The sequence below is a fragment of the Rhizobium sp. BK289 genome (assembly GCF_014193575.1).
Lineage (GTDB): Bacteria > Pseudomonadota > Alphaproteobacteria > Rhizobiales > Rhizobiaceae > Rhizobium > Rhizobium tropici_C.
Genome location: NZ_JACHZO010000021.1, coordinates 69,718 through 87,015, shown reverse-complemented (window position 1 = coordinate 87,015; position 17,298 = coordinate 69,718). Strand labels below are relative to the sequence as shown.

At 61.2% G+C, this 17,298-nt stretch carries 14 protein-coding genes; 2 read left to right on the top strand and 12 right to left on the bottom strand.

What is annotated here, in order from left to right:
• Window positions 1-78 precede the first annotated feature (78 nt).
• Entirely contained in the window at window positions 79-1,467 is a 1,389-nt protein-coding gene (locus FHT84_RS28885; protein ID WP_113250882.1) for a M20/M25/M40 family metallo-hydrolase, read from the bottom strand.
• Between the two features lie 197 nt (window positions 1,468-1,664).
• Here FHT84_RS28885 and FHT84_RS28880 point away from each other — a divergent pair, with 197 nt between their 5' ends.
• Window positions 1,665-4,007, top strand: a complete 2,343-nt coding sequence (locus tag FHT84_RS28880) for an EAL domain-containing protein (protein WP_112341812.1) — start codon at window positions 1,665-1,667, stop codon at window positions 4,005-4,007.
• An 89-nt stretch (window positions 4,008-4,096) separates the two neighbouring features.
• Here FHT84_RS28880 and FHT84_RS28875 read toward each other — a convergent pair whose 3' ends face one another.
• Complete coding sequence (locus tag FHT84_RS28875) at window positions 4,097-4,513, bottom strand: MarR family transcriptional regulator (protein ID WP_112341813.1); 417 nt, start codon at window positions 4,511-4,513, stop codon at window positions 4,097-4,099.
• A gap of 439 nt (window positions 4,514-4,952) precedes the next feature.
• On the opposite strand from FHT84_RS28875, the gene polA reads away from it, so the two are divergent.
• Window positions 4,953-7,955 carry a DNA polymerase I gene (gene polA / locus FHT84_RS28870; RefSeq protein WP_113250883.1) on the top strand — a complete coding sequence of 1,001 codons (3,003 nt, stop codon included), beginning with the start codon at window positions 4,953-4,955 and terminating at the stop codon, window positions 7,953-7,955.
• A 237-nt stretch (window positions 7,956-8,192) separates the two neighbouring features.
• Here polA and phnN read toward each other — a convergent pair whose 3' ends face one another.
• From phnN to phnL, 10 genes are all read right to left on the bottom strand, one after another.
• The gene (gene phnN / locus FHT84_RS28865; protein WP_112341815.1) at window positions 8,193-8,798 is read right to left on the bottom strand and encodes a phosphonate metabolism protein/1,5-bisphosphokinase (PRPP-forming) PhnN; all 606 of its coding nucleotides are present in this window, start codon (window positions 8,796-8,798) and stop codon (window positions 8,193-8,195) included.
• Window positions 8,795-9,934, bottom strand: coding sequence for an alpha-D-ribose 1-methylphosphonate 5-triphosphate diphosphatase (locus tag FHT84_RS28860; RefSeq protein ID WP_183765511.1), 1,140 nt, complete (start codon window positions 9,932-9,934; stop codon window positions 8,795-8,797). Before FHT84_RS28860 ends, phnN begins: the two co-directional genes overlap by 4 nt.
• Before the next feature lie 15 nt (window positions 9,935-9,949).
• On the bottom strand, window positions 9,950-10,636 hold the full coding sequence (locus tag FHT84_RS28855) for a DUF1045 domain-containing protein (RefSeq protein ID WP_113250885.1): 687 nt from the start codon (window positions 10,634-10,636) through the stop codon (window positions 9,950-9,952).
• A 188-nt stretch (window positions 10,637-10,824) separates the two neighbouring features.
• Entirely contained in the window at window positions 10,825-12,171 is a 1,347-nt protein-coding gene (phnE, locus tag FHT84_RS28850) for a phosphonate ABC transporter, permease protein PhnE (protein ID WP_183765508.1), read from the bottom strand.
• Between the two features lie 8 nt (window positions 12,172-12,179).
• On the bottom strand, window positions 12,180-13,160 hold the full coding sequence (gene phnE, locus FHT84_RS28845) for a phosphonate ABC transporter, permease protein PhnE (RefSeq protein ID WP_113250887.1): 981 nt from the start codon (window positions 13,158-13,160) through the stop codon (window positions 12,180-12,182).
• Between the two features lie 83 nt (window positions 13,161-13,243).
• Complete coding sequence (phnD, locus tag FHT84_RS28840; RefSeq protein ID WP_112341820.1) at window positions 13,244-14,155, bottom strand: phosphonate ABC transporter substrate-binding protein; 912 nt, start codon at window positions 14,153-14,155, stop codon at window positions 13,244-13,246.
• A gap of 95 nt (window positions 14,156-14,250) precedes the next feature.
• Window positions 14,251-15,105 carry a phosphonate ABC transporter ATP-binding protein gene (gene phnC, locus FHT84_RS28835; RefSeq protein ID WP_113250889.1) on the bottom strand — a complete coding sequence of 285 codons (855 nt, stop codon included), beginning with the start codon at window positions 15,103-15,105 and terminating at the stop codon, window positions 14,251-14,253.
• 223 nt (window positions 15,106-15,328) lie between these two features.
• Window positions 15,329-15,883 (bottom strand): pyridoxamine 5'-phosphate oxidase family protein, encoded by a 555-nt coding sequence (locus FHT84_RS28830; protein WP_112341822.1) that lies wholly within the window; start codon window positions 15,881-15,883, stop codon window positions 15,329-15,331.
• Between the two features lie 93 nt (window positions 15,884-15,976).
• A complete protein-coding gene (locus FHT84_RS28825; protein ID WP_183765505.1) occupies window positions 15,977-16,594 on the bottom strand; it encodes a DapH/DapD/GlmU-related protein in 618 nt (205 codons plus the stop codon).
• Window positions 16,591-17,298 carry a phosphonate C-P lyase system protein PhnL gene (gene phnL / locus FHT84_RS28820; protein WP_113250892.1) on the bottom strand — a complete coding sequence of 236 codons (708 nt, stop codon included), beginning with the start codon at window positions 17,296-17,298 and terminating at the stop codon, window positions 16,591-16,593. The genes FHT84_RS28825 and phnL overlap by 4 nt, the downstream gene beginning before the upstream one ends.

Here is a 17,298-nt window from a genome sequence, read left to right as displayed (position 1 = left end):
CCGGCTGACGGCATGCCGTGCCGTCGAGGCGGGAACAGTGCGGGACGCGCGGAGAAGGCTGCGCGTCCCGCAAATTGCTTAGCCGGCGAGTGCGTCGAGGATGCGGATCCAGGAACGAATGCCCTTGTGATAGGAGCGCAGCTCGTATTTCTCGTTCGGTGAATGGATGCGGTCGTCGGAGAGGCCGAAACCGACGAGCAGCGACTCCATGCCAAGCATCCTCTGGAAGTCGCCGACGATCGGGATCGAGCCGCCTTCGCCGACAACGATGGCGGGGTTCGGCCACTCGTTGGAAAGTGCCATCTTCGCCTTGCTCAGTACGGGCGAGTCGTAGGAAAGCTGAATAGCCGGCGAGCCGCCGTGTTCATGGAATTCCACCGAGCAATCCCCAGGAACTTTCGAGCGCACATAGGCGCGGAAGCTCTCGCGGATCGCCGCCGGGTTCTGCCGGCCGACGAGACGGAAGGAGACCTTCGCCGATGCCTTGGCGGCGATCACGGTCTTGAAGCCGGCGCCGGTGTAGCCGCCGGTGATGCCGTTGACTTCCGCGGTCGGCCGCGCCCAGATCAGCTCCATCACCGAACGGCCCTTTTCGCCCGAGGGAATGGATAGGCCGACCTCGCCGAGGAATTTTTCCGTAGTCATCCCGAGCGTTTCCCAGGAGGCCTTGATATTGGCAGGCGTTTCCTCGACGCCGTCATAGAAGCCGTCGAGCGTTACGCGCCCGGTCTCGTCATGCAGGCCGGCGAGAATATCGGAGAGGATGTGGATCGGATTGGCAGCGGCACCGCCGAACATGCCCGAATGCAGGTCGCGGTCGGCAGCGTTGATGATGATCTCGTCGCCGACGAGGCCGCGCAGGCTGGCTGAAATCGACGGCGTTTCACCATCCCACATGCCGGTATCGCAGACGAGGGCAAAATCCGCCTTCAGCTCGGCGGCATTGGCCTCGAGGAACGGCTTGAGCGAGGGCGAGCCGGATTCCTCCTCGCCTTCGAAGAGGATGGTGATGCGCACCGGAAGCGCGCCCCTGGTTTCCTTATAGGCGCGCACCGCCTCCACGAAGGTCATCAGCTGCCCCTTGTCGTCGGACGTGCCGCGGCCGACCAGAACCTTGCGGTCGTTGCCCAGGTCTTTGATTGCGGGGGCGAAGGGATCGCTTTCCCAAAGCTCGATCGGATCGACTGGCTGCACGTCGTAGTGGCCGTAGAAGAGCACATGCGGCGCATCGGCACTGCCGGCATCGTGATGGGCGACCACCATTGGATGGCCGGGCGTGTCGCGCACGGAGGCTGTAAAGCCGAGCGAGTTCAGATAGGCGACCAGCCATTCCGCCGCCTTACGGCATTCCGCCTTATAGTCCGGATCCGTCGAAATGGACTTGATGCGCAGCAGTTCGAAGAGATTGTCGAGGCTGGAGGGGAGGTTCTGATCGGCGCGATCGAGAACGGGCGATAGATCGGTCATATCCGACTCCTTACATGAGATTTGGAGGGACGATAGACCAAAGCCCGGTTGGTTTCGAGGCGTTAAAATTGAAAATTTACCGCAGCTTGCCGGTTTGGGTTGAGCTCGATCTTATGTGATTAGTTGCGTATGTAGTTTACAAGTTTTTTAGAGTATTAGAAATAACGTGATCCAGAAGAATATTCTGGAGACGTGTAATGTTTTCAGTGATTGCATGCATTCGTGACGATCATGACTTCAGGCTCATTCTCGTTGCGGCAGTCATTTGCCTCATCGGCAGTCTTGCCACCATGCTTCTGTTCTCCCGTGCGCAGGAATGCCAGTCGCATCAGCGTCGCTATTGGATAGCCGCTGCAGCCTTTGCCAGCGGTATCGGCATCTGGGCGACGCATTTCATCGCCATGCTCGCCTATCAGAGCAGCCTTCCCATCTACTATGGTCTTTCGCTGACCGTGCTTTCGGTGGTTCTTGCCATCATAGGCTCCTGGCTTGCTGTTGCCATCGCCTTCGAGTGGGATAACGGCGTTTCCTTTGCTGTCGGTGGCATCCTGATGGCGTTTGGAATTGGCGCCATGCACTTCAGCGGCATGCAGGCCATCGAGGCCTCGGCAGAGCTTTCCTATGACTTGCAGCGCGTCGTCATTTCCATCGCCGTCGGTGCCGTCTTCTCCTCGCTGGCCTTCCTCGCATTTCGCAGCCTTCATGGCCTCAGGCGCATCATTGCCGGCGCCTTTCTCCTGCTGCTGGCAATTTGCTCGCTGCATTTCACCGCGATGAGCGGTGTGACGCTGACGCCGGAAGCGGATATATTCGCCACCATCGTCTCTATCGATCGTAGCATCCTTGCCGGCATCGTCATGGCTGCCGCGACGTGCCTTATTCTCATCGCTCTCGGAGCGATCTTCATCGATCGCCATCTGACCGATCTCCGCGGCTTCGTCAACGCTTCGCTCGAAGGACTGCTCATCGTCCGCGACGGCAGAATCATCGATGCGAACGAGCGCTTCTTTGCCATTTCCGGATGGTCCGCCCAGCAGGTGACGGGCGTCGCGCCCGAAGCCTTCCTGACGCTCGACATGGAGGCTCACGCCGATGCGGCCATTCCACTCGAGACGACGCTTTCGGGTTCAGACGGCAAATCGATCCCCGTCGAAACCGTGCGGCGTTCCATCACCTATCGCGGCCATGAATGCAGCGTACTGGTCGTGCGCGACCTGACGGAACGGCGCCAGGCACAGCAGATGATCGAGCATCTGGCCCATCATGATATTCTGACGGACCTGCCCAACCGCTCGCTATTCGACCAACGCATGCGGCAGGCGCTGCAGGTGGCCGACCGCAAAGGCGGCGAAGTCGCCGTCTTCTGCCTGGACCTGGACCGCTTCAAGGCGATCAACGACGTCTTCGGCCATGCCGAAGGAGATCGCATCCTTTGCAAGGTCGCCGGCATCCTGCAACACATCATCGAAGAGGGCGATACGGTGGCGAGGCTCGGCGGCGACGAATTCGCCATCATCCAGCCCAAGCGCCAGCAGCCCGCAGGCGCCACGCGTCTTGCTGAGCGCATTCTTGCCGAATTCGCCATGGAGATGGACATGGCGCGTGATCCGACGGCCGTCGGTGTCAGTCTCGGCATCGCCATCTATCCGCGTGACGGCGCCAGCGCCGAGCAGCTGTATGCCAATGCGGATACGGCGCTTTATCGCGCCAAGCGAGCTGGCCGGGGCCATGCCTGTTTCTTCGATGCCGAAATGGACAAGGCCGTGCGCATGCGCCGCCAGCTTGAGAACGACCTGCGCCAGGCCATTCTGCGCAGGCAGCTCTTTCTGGAATATCAGCCGATCTACGATGTCGGCAGCGACAGCGTCAGCGGCTACGAGGCACTGCTGCGCTGGGCGCACCCGGATCGGGGCTTGATCGATCCGGAAACCTTCATTCCCATTGCCGAGGAGAGCGGATCGATCGTCGCGATCGGTGAATGGGTGCTGCAGCAGGCATGCCAGGAAGCGATGCGCTGGAGCGAGCCTGCGAATGTCGCCGTCAACCTCTCGCCTCTGCAATTCATGATCCCCACCCTCTATGACCAGATCGAAGGCATTCTGCGAAGAACCGGTCTTGAGCCGCGGCGCCTCGAGCTGGAGATCACTGAAGCGGCCCTGATGCGCGAGCGGGCGGTTGTCATCGCGACATTGCAGCGGCTGCACCGCCTCGGTGTGCGCGTGGTCATGGATGATTTCGGCACCGGCTTTTCCTCGCTCAGCAACCTACGCGCCTTTCCCTTCGATAAGATCAAGGTCGATCGCAGCTTCACCGGCGCACTCGAACACGATCCCGCGGCGCGTTCGATCGTGCGCGCCATCATTGGCCTCGGGCATAGCCTGAACATGCCCGTCGTGACGGAAGGCGTGGAAACGGAAACCCAGCGCCGCATCGTCATCGAGGAGGGTTGCGCGCAGCTTCAAGGGATATTCTTCGGCAAGCCGGACGTCGGGCCCAGTCAGCATCACGCTGTCTTGGTCAAGGCGGTCGGGCAATCCTAGAGTCCCAGGAAACGTGCGGAGCGGTTTTCGTCCGGAATTGCGTGACAACAAAGAGATAGAGCGGCTCGGAGATTGAAAAGCTGAACCCACTAGAGCTGCTTGGCGTTGTCCAGGACGCGCCGGATATATTCCAGCAGAAGTTCGCGCTCGAAATGGCGGAAATCTTTCAGGAGGTCCGTATCCGCGGCCATCGCCGCTTCGATAGCCTCCGCCTCCATCGCCGCCGCCCGGCTCGTCAGGAAGATCAGTTGTGCCCGCTTGTCCGATGGATGCGGGCGGCGCTCCACCAGCCCATCGCGCTCCATGCGCGACAGCGTATTGGCCATCGTCGCCTGCTCGATATCGACCCGTTCCAGCAATTGTTTCTGGGTGAGGCCGTCTTCGGACCATAATTCCAGCAGGATCGGAAACTGACCGGGGGAAAAACCGAGTTTCGCCGCGCGTTGGTGTAACGAGCGAGCAAATCCCTTTGCCATTTGACTGGCAAGGTAGGCGGCGGAGTCCATCCGATTAAATCCCATGATTGCAAATATGCCGACAATTCAGAATCAAGACAATCGGCAATTTCTTGGGTAGAGCTACTCGAAAATCAGCAACTTCAGGCGCTTTTTTCACGTTTTTAGGTTGCATCTTTCGGCATGAAAAAGCCGCCATGGCCTGGAGGTTTGCCATGGCGGCTCGTAAAAGGGGGGACAAAGGCCCGGAGAGGGGATAGGCCTTTGTCCAAGTCTGACATGGCGGGGGACAGGCCGGTTGTCAGACCCTCGGCAAATCAATCGCCGGTGAATATGATTTGAGATTCCGAATGTGGTTTTTCAAGGGAATGCGCAGATTAGATTGATTAAAACTTAGTAACGTTTCGGTGAGAGATTTCGCTCTTTCCACAGGCTGCAAAAGCAGAAGTTTATATGGACGTTGGAAGTGCGCCACGCTATCCATGCTTCCATGAAAAAAGGTGATCATCTTTTCCTCGTCGACGGCTCCGGTTTCATTTTCCGGGCCTTTCACGCCCTGCCGCCGCTGACGCGCAAGTCCGACGGATTGCCTGTTGGCGCCGTCTCCGGTTTCTGCAATATGCTGTGGAAGCTGCTGACCTCGGCGCGCGATACCTCCGTGGGTGTGACGCCCACGCACTTCGCCGTGATCTTCGACTATTCTTCGAAGACCTTCCGCAAGGACATTTTCCCGGAATACAAGGCGAACCGTTCGGCGCCGCCGGAGGAGCTGATCCCGCAATTCGGCCTCATCCGTGAGGCGACCCGCGCCTTCAACCTGCCCTGCATCGAGACCGACGGCTTCGAGGCCGACGACATCATCGCCACCTACGCTCGTCAAGCGGAGGCAGCCGGCGCAGACGTGACGATCATCTCGTCCGACAAGGACCTGATGCAGCTCGTCACGCCGATGGTCCACATGTATGACAGCATGAAGGATAAGCAGATCGGCATTCCCGACGTCGTCGAGAAATGGGGCGTGCCGCCGGACAAGATGATCGACTTGCAGGCGATGACGGGTGACTCGATCGACAACGTCCCCGGCATTCCCGGCATCGGCCCGAAGACGGCCGCCCAGCTTCTGGAAGAGTTCGGCGATCTCGACACGCTGCTTGCCCGCGCCGACGAGATCAAGCAGCAGAAACGCCGCGAAAACATCATCGCCAATGCCGAGCTTGCCCGCATTTCCCGCCAGCTGGTGACGCTCAGGACCGATGTGCCGCTGGAGCTCGCGCTCGATGCGCTGGTGCTCGATCCGCAGGACGGCCCGAAGCTGATCGGCTTCCTGAAGGCGATGGAATTCACCACGCTCACGCGGCGTGTGGCGGAGGCCTGCGATTGTGATGCGGCGGCGATCGAGCCCGCCGTCGTCAAGATCGAATGGGGCGAGGGCGCTCATGGCCCCGATCTCGATGTCGGCGAGAATGTCGATCTCGTCGCCGGCAGCACCGTCGAAGCCGAGGGCGCGACCGTCCCGGCGCCATCGGCCAAGGCGCGCCTGGCTTTGGATGGCACTGCTGCGCCCGAGGATCTCGCCAAGGCCCGCGCCGCAAGTTTCGCAAGCGCGCCGATCGATCATTCGAAATATGTGACCATCCGCGATATCGCCACGCTCGACCGATGGATCGCGGATGCGCGCGAAACCGGCATCGTCGCCTTCGACACCGAAACGACCTCGCTCGATGCGATGCAGGCCGAAATCGTCGGCTTCTCGCTGGCGATCGCCGACAACCGCAACGATCCCTCGGGTTCTTCCATCCGCGCCGCCTATGTACCGCTCGGCCACAAGACCGGTGTCGGCGATCTGCTGGGCGGTGGCCTGGCCGACAATCAGATTCCGGTTCGCGATGCGCTGGCGCGCCTGAAGGATCTGCTTGAAGATGCCTCCATCCTGAAGATCGCGCAGAACCTGAAATACGACTACCTTTTGATGAAGCGCTACGGCATCGAGATGAAGTCGTTCGACGACACGATGCTGCTCTCCTACGTGCTCGACGGCGGCTCCAACGCCACGCACGGCATGGACAGCCTTTCGGAACGCTGGCTCGGCCATAAGCCGATCGCCTACAAGGATGTGGCCGGCAGCGGCAAGTCCAACGTCACCTTCGATCTCGTCGATATCGACCGCGCCACGGCCTATGCTGCCGAGGATGCCGATGTGACGCTGCGTCTTTGGCTGGTGCTGAAACCACGACTTGCGGCAGAAAAACTCTCTGTCGTCTATGAGCGGTTGGAACGGCCTCTGGTGCCGGTGCTTGCCCACATGGAAGAGCGCGGTATCACAATCGACCGGCAGATCCTCTCTCGCCTTTCCGGCGAGCTGGCGCAGGGCGCCGCCGCTCTCGAGGACGAGATCTACAATCTGGCTGGCGAACGCTTCAATATCGGCTCTCCGAAGCAGCTCGGCGACATCCTTTTCGGCAAGATGGGATTGGCCGGCGGCAGCAAGACTAAGACCGGGCAATGGTCCACCTCGGCGCAGGTGCTGGAGGATCTGGCGGCCGCCGGCTTCGAACTGCCGCGCAAGATCGTCGACTGGCGTCAGCTCACCAAGCTGAAATCCACCTATACGGATGCGCTGCCGAGCTATGTCCATCCCGAGACGAAGCGTGTTCACACCTCCTATTCGCTGGCCTCGACCACGACGGGGCGCCTGTCCTCCTCCGAGCCGAACCTGCAGAATATTCCGGTACGCACGGCGGAAGGCCGCAAGATCCGCACGGCCTTCATTTCGACACCGGGCCACAAGCTCGTCTCGGCAGACTACAGCCAGATCGAACTGCGCGTGCTGGCGCATGTCGCCAATATCCCACAGCTCAAGCAGGCCTTCGAGGACGGCATCGACATTCACGCCATGACGGCCTCCGAAATGTTCGGTGTGCCGGTGGACGGCATGCCGAGCGAAGTGCGCCGCCGCGCCAAGGCGATCAACTTCGGCATCATCTACGGCATCTCTGCCTTCGGCCTTGCCAACCAGCTCTCGATCGAGCGCTCGGAAGCCGGCGACTACATCAAGAGGTATTTCGAGCGCTTCCCGGGCATCCGCGATTACATGGAGGGCGCCAAGCAGGCGGCGCGCGACAAGGGCTATGTCGAGACCATCTTCGGCCGTCGCATCCATTTCCCCGAAATCCGCTCGTCCAATCCCTCCGTCCGCGCCTTCAACGAGCGCGCCTCGATCAATGCGCCGATCCAGGGATCAGCTGCCGACGTCATCCGTCGCGCCATGATCAAGATGGAGCCGGCACTGGCTTCGGCCGGCTTGGGCGATCGCGTCCGCATGCTGCTGCAGGTTCACGACGAACTGATCTTCGAAGTCGAGGACGCCGATGTCGAGCGCACCACGCCGATCATCGTCTCGGTCATGGAAAACGCCGCCATGCCAGCGGTCGATATGGCCGTGCCGCTGAAGGTCGACGCGCGCGCTGCCCATAATTGGGATGAGGCGCACTGAAGCTGCATTGGGTGCATCGAGGAGATCAGCCCTCATGGTGAGGTGCGGAGGCTCCTGAGCTTGTCGAAGGGCCGAAGCCTCAAACCACGGGGGCGGGTGAAGATACTCTACCGGGCCACCTCTTGTTTCGAGGCCTTGACGCTTGCGCGCCAAGGCACCTCAGCATGAGGTGGGGAGAGTTTCGCGACCCGACGTAGCTACGAATTCACTGCGATAATCCGGGCGTGACACAACCGCCTACTTCCCAACCAGCGCTTCCAGCACCGAAATAATGGCGCGTTCAGCTTCTTCGAGCGTCCCGCTATTGTCAATATCAACAACGTCGTAGCTGCCCTGGACGGTCAGCGCACTTCTTTCCAGGCGCTTCAGCACGTCTTCGCGGCTCTCGCGTCCGCGCGCCATCAGCCGTTCGGCCAGCACTTCGCGCGTAGCCGTGATGTTGATGACCTTGAGCCGCGGAAATGCGGCCTGGAAGCGGTGCAGCGCCGAGCGCGAGCCGTTGGCGATCACCAGATTGTCGCGCGCAAGTTCCTCGGCGACTTCGGCCGGGATGCCGTATTTCAGGCCGTGGGCTTCCCAGGAGACGGCAAAGGCGCCCGCCTGTTCCATCGCATCGAAATCCACTTCCGAAACGCTTCTATGGTCTTCGTTGCCGGCATCGCCATCGCGGGTGATCACGCGGCGCACGAAGTGGACATCGGGCCGGCCGGCAAAATGCCGGGCAGCCAGATTCATCAGCGTATCCTTGCCGGCGCCGCTCGGGCCGACGACGACAGCGAGCGTGCCTGCTGTCGCTTCCGTCAGGCCGAGATTAGCCGGCTTGATATTGGCGTCCGGGCTCATGCGACCCGGCGTCCTTCCCGCCAAACCGAGCGCGTGACCGGCACGCCGTGATCGCGCCGTACGCGCACGAGATCCGCCCGCAGCCCTTCGGCAATGCGGCCGCGGTCATTGAGGCTGACCGTCCTTGCCGGCGTCGCCGTCACCATGGCAATCGCCTGGGGCAGCGAAATGCCCTCGACTTCGTCCGCGAGGATGAAAGGCGCATGCAGCAGGCTGAGCGGCACGTAATCGGAGGAAAGCACATCCAGTACGCCAAGCTCGGCGAGATCGCGGGCCGCGATATTGCCCGAATGCGACTTGCCGCGCACGATGTTCGGCGCGCCCATCAGCACGCTCATGCCGGCGCCATGCGAAGCCTTGGCGGCGTCGATGCTGGTCGGGAATTCCGCAAGGCGAACGCCGTAGTTGATGGCCTCGTCGACATGGGCGAGCGTCGCGTCGTCGTGGCTTGCAACGGTGATGCCACGTTCGGCACAGACCTTGGAGATAGCGTCGCGGCTCGGCTTCGCGTACCTGGCCGATTCTTCCTGACGCTTGGCGATGAACTTGGCAAAGGCCTCGTCGCTGAGCCCGCGCTTCTTCTGATAGTAGAAGATGTACTGATCCATGGTCTGGAACTGGCGCTGGCCCGGAGCATGGTCCATCAGCGAGACCAGGCGGACGTAAGGATCTTTCTCGAAATCTTCGAAATGGTCGAGAACATTGTCGGAGGAGACTTCGCAGCGCAGATGGATCAGGTGATCGGCGCGCAGGCGGTCTTCACGCTGGGCCGCCTGGATGGCGTCTGCCATGTCGCGCATCTCGCCCTTTTCAAATCCGTCATCGGCGTCCGAGCCCATGCGCAGGCAGTCGAATACTGTCGTGATGCCCGAGGTGACGATCTGGGCGTCATGCGCCTGGATCGCCGCCGTCTTGTTCCAGCGCACGCCCGGACGCGGCGAGTAATGGGCTTCCAGATGGTCGGTGTGCAGCTCGACCAGACCGGGGATCAGATAATCGCCCTCGAAATCCTCGCCCATATTGGACTTGCCCTCGGAAATGGCGGCAATGCGACCGTCGCGGATCAGCACGGAGCCCTCGATGATCTTGTCTTCAAGGACGATGCGGGCGTTGGAAAGGACGGTTTCTTTGGTCATATCGGCTCTTTCATTTTAGGCGCCGGCAAGCGGCAGCCATGAACGGACGGTAAAGGGAGCACCCCGCTCTTCTTCGATAAAGACGGCGAGGCCGGAAATGTCGAGCGGTTTGCCGGTATGGTCGGCGAAGCGCTCGCGCAGAACGTCGTGCATCTCGGCCTGGCGCTCGGCAGGGACGCGTCCCGTCAAGGTCATATGGAAACGGAACTCGTCATTGACATAAGGATAGCCCCAACGCAGCAGATTGGCACGCTGCTGCTCGGTCAGGCCCTCCGGCTTACGCCGGGCGATGTCATGGTCCGAAAGCGGTGCGCGAAACGGCTCGAAGGTTTTTACCACACGGGAGGCGAAATCCTGCAGCGGCTGGTAAGCGGAACCGGGAACGAGCGCGAAGAAATGGCCGAGTTGGCCGAGTACGAGCTCCGGAATGGTGAAAGCCTTGGCCTGCGAGGCGAATTCGGCAGCGACCTCGAGAAGATCGCGCTCGGTCACCGAAGCGGCAAGCTCGAATGGTGCCTTCAGCGTGGCGTGAAAGCCATAGCGGCGCGGATCGGCCGTCAGTTCGGCATGGCCTGCTGGCACGGGGCCGATGGCCTTGTCGGAAAAAATCTCGTCGGAAAATGCATCGCGTCCCAGCCAGCGGGCGGCGAGAGATGTCAACGGATCGTTTTTGGGCGGCGTGAAATAGAGAGCATAGCGCAAGGCTGCATTCCTTGGAAAAATCGGCTGCGCGAGACACTGTTGGGTGATTTGCGACAAACCGCAAGAGCAGCAAGGCAGTAACGGTTCGAATCCGGCTAAAGCCGGTTTGAGCGCTACGGTCTTGCCGGCCTGCGCTACCGGATTCCCGTGACAGAATGATGATGGGAAACGATTTTTTACCGATCTTTTTAATTCACCCGCGCGCCCATCAGCCGCGAGCGCAAGGCGTTGGATGCGGCATCGAACAGGAAGACGACGATCAGGATCAACAGCACCATGTAGGCGACGTTTTCCCAGTTGGCATTGGTGCGCATCGCTTCCCAAAGCTTGAGGCCGATACCGCCGGCGCCGACGGCGCCGATGATGGTCGCGCCGCGCACATTCGATTCCCACTGGTAGAGCGTCTGACTGACGATGACGGGCACGATCTGCGGCATGATGCCGTAGCGATGCACGAGGATCGTCGACGAACCGGTGGACTTCACGCCTTCGCGCGGCTTGTTGTCGATGTTCTCCAAGCCTTCGGAATAGAGCTTGCCGAGCGTGCCCGTCTCCGTGAGGAAGATGGCGCCGCTGCCCGCAAGCGGGCCGGGGCCAAAGGCGCGTGTCAGGAACAGCGCCCAGATCAGCATGTCCACCGAGCGCAAGAAGTCGAAGAAGCGCTTCAGTACCTGGTTGAGCAACCGGTTCGGCGTGATGTTGCGGGCCGCCATGAAGGCAAGCGGGAAGGCGGCGAGCGAGCCGAGCAGCGTGCCGAGGAAGGCCATGACGATCGTCTGGAACAGCTTGGTCCAGACGTCGCCATGCTGCCAGGCGCCATTGTTCCAGATATTGTCGAATGCCAGCGAGAGATTGGACTGTGCAGGATCGAGCCGCGGGCCCGAAACGATCAGGCTGATGACTTCGCTTACCGGCTTGTCGAAGAAGGGCGAATGCGTATCGAAGACGAAGTTGGCCCAGCCTAGAAAGCGCTTGCGGATCTTCACGCGGTCGGTGGAAATGCTGGCATCGCCAGCAAAGCCGAGATCGACCAGGATATTGTCGTCATAGACGGTCATCCAGCTGGGAACAGGCTCTGAGCCGACGATTTTCGGTACATCGCCGGTAATATCGATCGGAATCGTGATGCCGTGCGCGGTCACGATCGCCTGCGTCTTGGTGACGGTTACCATGCGGCGTGAGCCGCTGACGGAAACGGTCATGCTACCATCGGGGTTGGTCTTCACCCAGTCCGGGTTCGGATTGTCGCCCAGCGGCGAAAAGCGCGGATACTTGATGCTGATCTTGTCGCCGGAGATGCGGAATTCCGGCTGCACGTCATAGCTCACCCATTCGCTGAGATAGATGCCGACGCGCTCCCAACGTGCTTCTGAAATGACTTTCGGCAGATCGAAGAACCAGACTGCATAGATGCCGTAGAGGATGATGCCGATGAAAATCATCAGGGCACCGAAGCGCTGGCGGAAGGACCGGTGAAGGATTTCCGGGTAACGCGCTTCGATTTCCTGCATGCGGCCGGCGTCGATGATGGACATGGTCAACCTCAATGCTGCAAAAGGAAGGCATGTTCGCCGATCAGACGGCGGCGGAGCCATGCGGAAAACTGGTCGACGGCGATGATCGTCAGGAAGAGAAGTAGCACCAGCGCCAATGTCTTGGCGCCGAAACCGCGCGAAATCGCAAGTTTCAGCTCCTCGCCGATGCCGCCGCCGCCGACGGCGCCGATGATCGTGGAGGCACGAACGTTGATCTCCAGACGCAGCAGTGCGTAGGACATGAAATTCGGCAGCACCTGCGGCAGGGCGGCGAAGCGGACGCGCTCGCTCCAGCTCGCGCCGACGGCGCGCATGCCCTCGTCGGGCTTCATGTCGATATTCTCTACGACTTCGTAGAAGAGCTTGCCGAGCGCGCCGATCGTATGCAGGCCGACGGCGATGATCGCGGCGATGGGACCGATCGACAGGATCGCGGAAAATAGGCCGGCGATGACGATTTCCGGGAAGGCGCGCAGAAGCTCCATGATGCGCTTCGTTACCAGCCGGATCGGATTGGATGGCGACATGTTGCGGGCGGCGAAGAAGCTCAAGGGCACGGCGAAGACGACGCCGATGATGGTCGATACCAGGGCGACATTGATCGTGATGATCATCAGCTCGAAATATTCGGGGATGTAGAAATCGCCCCAGACATAGACGCGGCCAAGCGGGAAATTGAACTCCTCGCCGCCGGTGCCATTGGCCCCGTTCGGGCTCGGCAGGTCGAAGAGCGCGCGGTAGACGTCAGCCCAGTCCTTTGGAATGAGCCAGCTCAGGAAATCGAAGAGATGCGGCAGGCGGTCAAAGAAATGCCCGGCGTTGTTTTCATCGGCGAAGCGCACCGAGCTGACGAAGGCAACGAGCAGGATCACCAGACCGATGCCGGTGTAAAGACGGCGGCGAGCCACCATTTTGCTCCAGGCGTCGCCGATCTCCTTGGCGCTCTGCGGTGCGCTTTGCATGTTCGGGTGCGTATCGGCGATCGTCATGAAGTCCTGCCCTTGTGAATCGCAAAGGGGTGTGAATAGCAAAAGGGCGGCCGTTGCCGGCCGCCCCATTATCGGGATGCAGATCAGCCGCCGATGGCAGCCTTACGGACTTCGATAACGGCGTTGTAGAAATCCGGGGTAACCTTGACGTAGCCCTTGAAGTCGCCGCCTTCGATGGCGTTGAAGCACTTGGCGTCGGTGGTCGGCAGCTTCAAGAAGAAGTCGGCCAGCTTGGTCTGCCATTCTGTGCCGAGAGCGTTGCGAACGACGAGCGGGCCGTTCGGGATCAGCGGCGAGCGCCAGACTTCGACGAGCTTGTTCGGGTCGACGGTGCCCTTGTCGACGGCCTTGCGGAAGGTACCGGAGGTGAAGCCATCCTTGAAATTGCCGATGCCCGAGGAGTCGTCGACTGCAACGTCGACCTTGCCGTCGTAAGCGGCAAGCAAGTTGTTCTCATGGCCGCCGTTGAACTGGGTCGAGGCGAAGAACTTGTCGTTCGGGGCGCCGGTGGTCTTCGGAATCTGCGTCAGCGGAACGAGGTAGCCCGAGGTGGAGTCCGGATCGGCATAGCCGAGCTTTTTGCCCTTGGCGTCGGTGATCGTCTTGATGCCCGAGGACTTGAGAGCGAGGCCGATGGAGTAGTAGCCGGTCGCACCGTCGGTCTGCTGCGTGGTCAGGATCGGGGTAACGGCCTTCGGGTCCTTGATGGCGACGGCTGCATAGCCGGAAGCGCCGAGTTCTGCGAAGTCGAGCGTGCCGCCGAGCAGGCCCTGGATCACGCCGTTATAGTCTGCGGCTGGGAACAGCGAAACCTTCTCGAAGCCGAATTCCTTCTTCAGGTGGTCGGAAAGGCAGGCGTAGTTGCGCAGGCGGTCGGCTTCGTTTTCGCCGCCGAGAATGCCGACGCGGAATTCCTTGAGATCAGCTGCGTTGGCAGCAGCGCCGACTGCGAGCGCAACGAGCGCCGTAGCGGCAAAGAGTGCTTTCTTCAACATGGGTTCGTCTCCTGATTAACCGGTGTCCCCGGATGTCTTCGGTCTGATAGAAGAAATGCGCCCTTGACGCGGGCATTCGATCCCGGCCGTCCCCCTCAGAGACCGGCCAGCGCCAGCGGTTGCGGGCCGGCAGATTCTGTCGCCGCGGCTTGCACGGCCGGATCGGCAATGTTGATTGATGTCGACGTCATGGTCTCATCGATGCCAGCGCCGTCCTTGTCGGTGCCGTAGATTTCCTTGACGGCTGCTGCCGTCAGATCGCTCGGCTTGCCGTCGAAGACGACCTTGCCGCCTGCCATGCCGACGATGCGTTCGCAGTAGTTGCGCGCCGTATCCAGCGTGTGCAGGTTGGTGATGACGGTGATGCCTTCGCGCTCGTTGATATCTCGCAGCGCATCCATGACGATCTTGGCGTTCAGCGGATCGAGCGAGGCGATTGGCTCGTCGGCCAGCATCATCTTCGGCTGCTGCATCAGGGCGCGGGCGATGGCGACGCGTTGCTGCTGGCCGCCGGAAAGCGTGCCGGCCATCTGCAGGGCCGTCTGCTCGATGCCGAGGCGCTCCAGCGCCGCAATAGCTTGGATGCGCTCCTCGCGGGTGAAGACGGAGAGAAGGCTCAGCACCGTCGAACGATGGTTGAGGCGGCCGAGCATGACATTGGTGAGCACGTCGAGGCGCGGCACGAGGTTGAACTGCTGGAAGATCATGGCGCAGTCGCGGTGCCAGCTGCGCAATGCACGGCCGCTGAGCTTTGAGACCTCGGTACCGGCGAAATGGATGGAACCGGAGCTGGGATCGGAGAGGCGATTGATCATGCGCAGCAGCGTCGACTTGCCGGCGCCGGAACGGCCGATGACGCCGACCATCTGTCCCTGCGGAATGTCCAAAGTCACGGAATCGACAGCGAGCTTGTTGCCAAACCGGCGCGAGACATTCCTGAGTTCGAACATAGTGCTTCCCTTTCGCGGCTGCCGGGCTGCAGAAATTTCAGCGGTACCGGTGCTAAGAATGGGCGCGTGCCTCTGTCTCCAAAGGAGTTCGAAGGGGCTGGCGCCGACCACAAGGCAACCGATTAGTCCCGCTTCATGAAGCTCCAATGTCAGTTTTATGTAACTGCTGTTACAATTCCCGGCGATTTTGCAAAATTAGCCGGCTGAGGGCTTTCCTTGGAGTTTAGCCGTCAAACATACCTGTCGGCAGGCCGTCCATGCTGAAGCTGTTCTTCTCGCGCCGGTATTCCTCAATGCCGTCGGTACCCTTGGCTTTCGCCCATTGATCAAGGCTCGGCCTCTCGCCTTCATAGGTGAAAAGCGGCACGCCGAAACCGCAGGACGTTTGTACGAGATCGAAGTCCAGCCATACGATCTGCCGCGCCCCGAGCGGCTCTTCGTCCGCATAGTGAGCGTGCAGCAATTCCCGATATTCGGCGGACGAGCGATGGATGATCCGGCCGCGGCCATAGAGGCGCAGGATCATCGGCGGCCCTTCGACGGCGCAGAACATGATGGTCAGCCGCCCGTCGGCCTTCATATGCGCCGCGGTCTCGTTGCCGCTGCCGGTGCGGTCGAGATAGATAGCCGTGTTAGGGGATATGATGCGCAGGCACAGCGTCTCGCGGGGCGAAACATTGACACGGGACTCCGATGTCGCGGACGCCGTGAAGAATATATGTTGCCGCGCGATGAAATCGCGCAGCCGGTCGTCGATGCTGGAAAATTGCTTCGCCATGGAAACTCCTCTCGATCCCGTCCTTGCAAGGATCATCTGAAAGCTGGATCGCTTGTCACCGCCTCGCAAGCCCGATGAGGGTCGAAAGCGTCCTCAGGCGGCGTAGCGATCCAGGAAATCTTCCGCAGACAGGGCGCGGAAGTCGGCAAGCGCTGTGCGCAGGCGGTCGTGATCCCAATCCCACCAGGCAAGCCTATCCATGCGCGCGCCGACCTCGGGCGTGAAGCGCTCGCGGATCAGCTTGGCCGGCACGCCGCCGACGATCGTATAGGGCGCGACATCCTTGGAGACGACCGCGCCGGCCCCGATCACGGCACCATTGCCGACCGTCACACCCGGCAAGATGGTGGTGCCATGGCCGATCCACACGTCATGGCCGATGACGACCCGGTTGTCGCGCCGCCAGGTGAAGAAATCCGTCTCCATATCGGCGTCAGGCCAGTAATCGGCGGCGCGATAGGTGAAGTGATGCAGCGTGGCGCGCCATGTCGGATGGTTTGTGGCATTGATGCGCACGGCGGCGGCGATGTTGACGAACTTGCCGATCGTCGCGCACCAGACCGCGCCATCCTGCATGATATAGGAATAGTCGCCCATCTCGACTTCATCGATGCGGCAGCGGTCGGAGACTTCGGTATAGCGGCCGAGCGTCGAATTGTTGACGCTCGCCGAAGGGCTGATGAAGGGCGTCTCGCCCAATTTGCGGCTCATGCGGCGGCCTTCCGCGGCGAGAATTGCGAGACGTCGAGAACGCGGCTGCCGACGGCCTCGCGCACTTCTTCATCGTGGAAGATGCCGAGAAGGGCGACGCCGGCCTGCTTCTTCTGTTCGATCATATCGACGACGACGGCCCGGTTGCGGGCATCGAGCGATGCCGTGGGCTCATCGAGCAGCAGGATGGCGTGATCGGTGATGAAGCCGCGCGCAATGTTGACGCGCTGCTGCTCGCCGCCGGAGAAGGTGGCAGGCGGCAACTGCCAGAGTTCCTTCGGCAGGTTCAGCTGCGCCAGGAGCTCGGCTGCCCTATCCCGGGCCTCGCTCACGGTCACGCCGCGTGCCAGCAATGGCTCGGCGACGACGTCGATGGCAGCAACGCGCGGCACGGTGCGCAGGAACTGGCTGACATAGCCCATGGTCTGGCGGCGGACGTCGAGCACGGTGCGCGGATCGGCGGTGGCGAGATCGACGATCCTGTCCCGGTGAGTGACCAGGATCTGGCCGCTGTCGACGGCATAGTTGCCATAGATCATCTTCAGCAACGAGCTCTTGCCGATGCCGGACGGTCCGCCGAGCACGACGCATTCGCCCGCGGCGACGGAGAAGGAGACATCGGCAACGACCGGCAGGCGAATGCCGTCGCGCAGATGCATGGTGAAGCTTTTGAAGACTTCGGAAACGACGAGTGGGGTTGCCAT

Bases quoted from the DNA above. Each gene is read 5' to 3' on its own strand.
- FHT84_RS28880 (WP_112341812.1), top strand. From the start codon at position 1,665: ATGTTTTCAGTGATTGCATGCATTCGTGACGATCATGACTTCAGGCTC.
- phnD (WP_112341820.1), bottom strand. From the start codon at position 14,155: ATGTTGAAGAAAGCACTCTTTGCCGCTACGGCGCTCGTTGCGCTCGCA.
- FHT84_RS28885 (WP_113250882.1), bottom strand. From the start codon at position 1,467: ATGACCGATCTATCGCCCGTTCTCGATCGCGCCGATCAGAACCTCCCC.
- phnN (WP_112341815.1), bottom strand. From the start codon at position 8,798: ATGAGCCCGGACGCCAATATCAAGCCGGCTAATCTCGGCCTGACGGAA.
- FHT84_RS28875 (WP_112341813.1), bottom strand. From the start codon at position 4,513: ATGGACTCCGCCGCCTACCTTGCCAGTCAAATGGCAAAGGGATTTGCT.
- FHT84_RS28830 (WP_112341822.1), bottom strand. From the start codon at position 15,883: ATGGCGAAGCAATTTTCCAGCATCGACGACCGGCTGCGCGATTTCATC.
- phnC (WP_113250889.1), bottom strand. From the start codon at position 15,105: ATGTTCGAACTCAGGAATGTCTCGCGCCGGTTTGGCAACAAGCTCGCT.
- phnL (WP_113250892.1), bottom strand. From the start codon at position 17,298: ATGGCAACCCCACTCGTCGTTTCCGAAGTCTTCAAAAGCTTCACCATG.
- phnE (WP_113250887.1), bottom strand. From the start codon at position 13,160: ATGACGATCGCCGATACGCACCCGAACATGCAAAGCGCACCGCAGAGC.
- FHT84_RS28860 (WP_183765511.1), bottom strand. From the start codon at position 9,934: ATGACCAAAGAAACCGTCCTTTCCAACGCCCGCATCGTCCTTGAAGAC.
- polA (WP_113250883.1), top strand. From the start codon at position 4,953: ATGAAAAAAGGTGATCATCTTTTCCTCGTCGACGGCTCCGGTTTCATT.
- phnE (WP_183765508.1), bottom strand. From the start codon at position 12,171: ATGTCCATCATCGACGCCGGCCGCATGCAGGAAATCGAAGCGCGTTAC.
- FHT84_RS28825 (WP_183765505.1), bottom strand. From the start codon at position 16,594: ATGAGCCGCAAATTGGGCGAGACGCCCTTCATCAGCCCTTCGGCGAGC.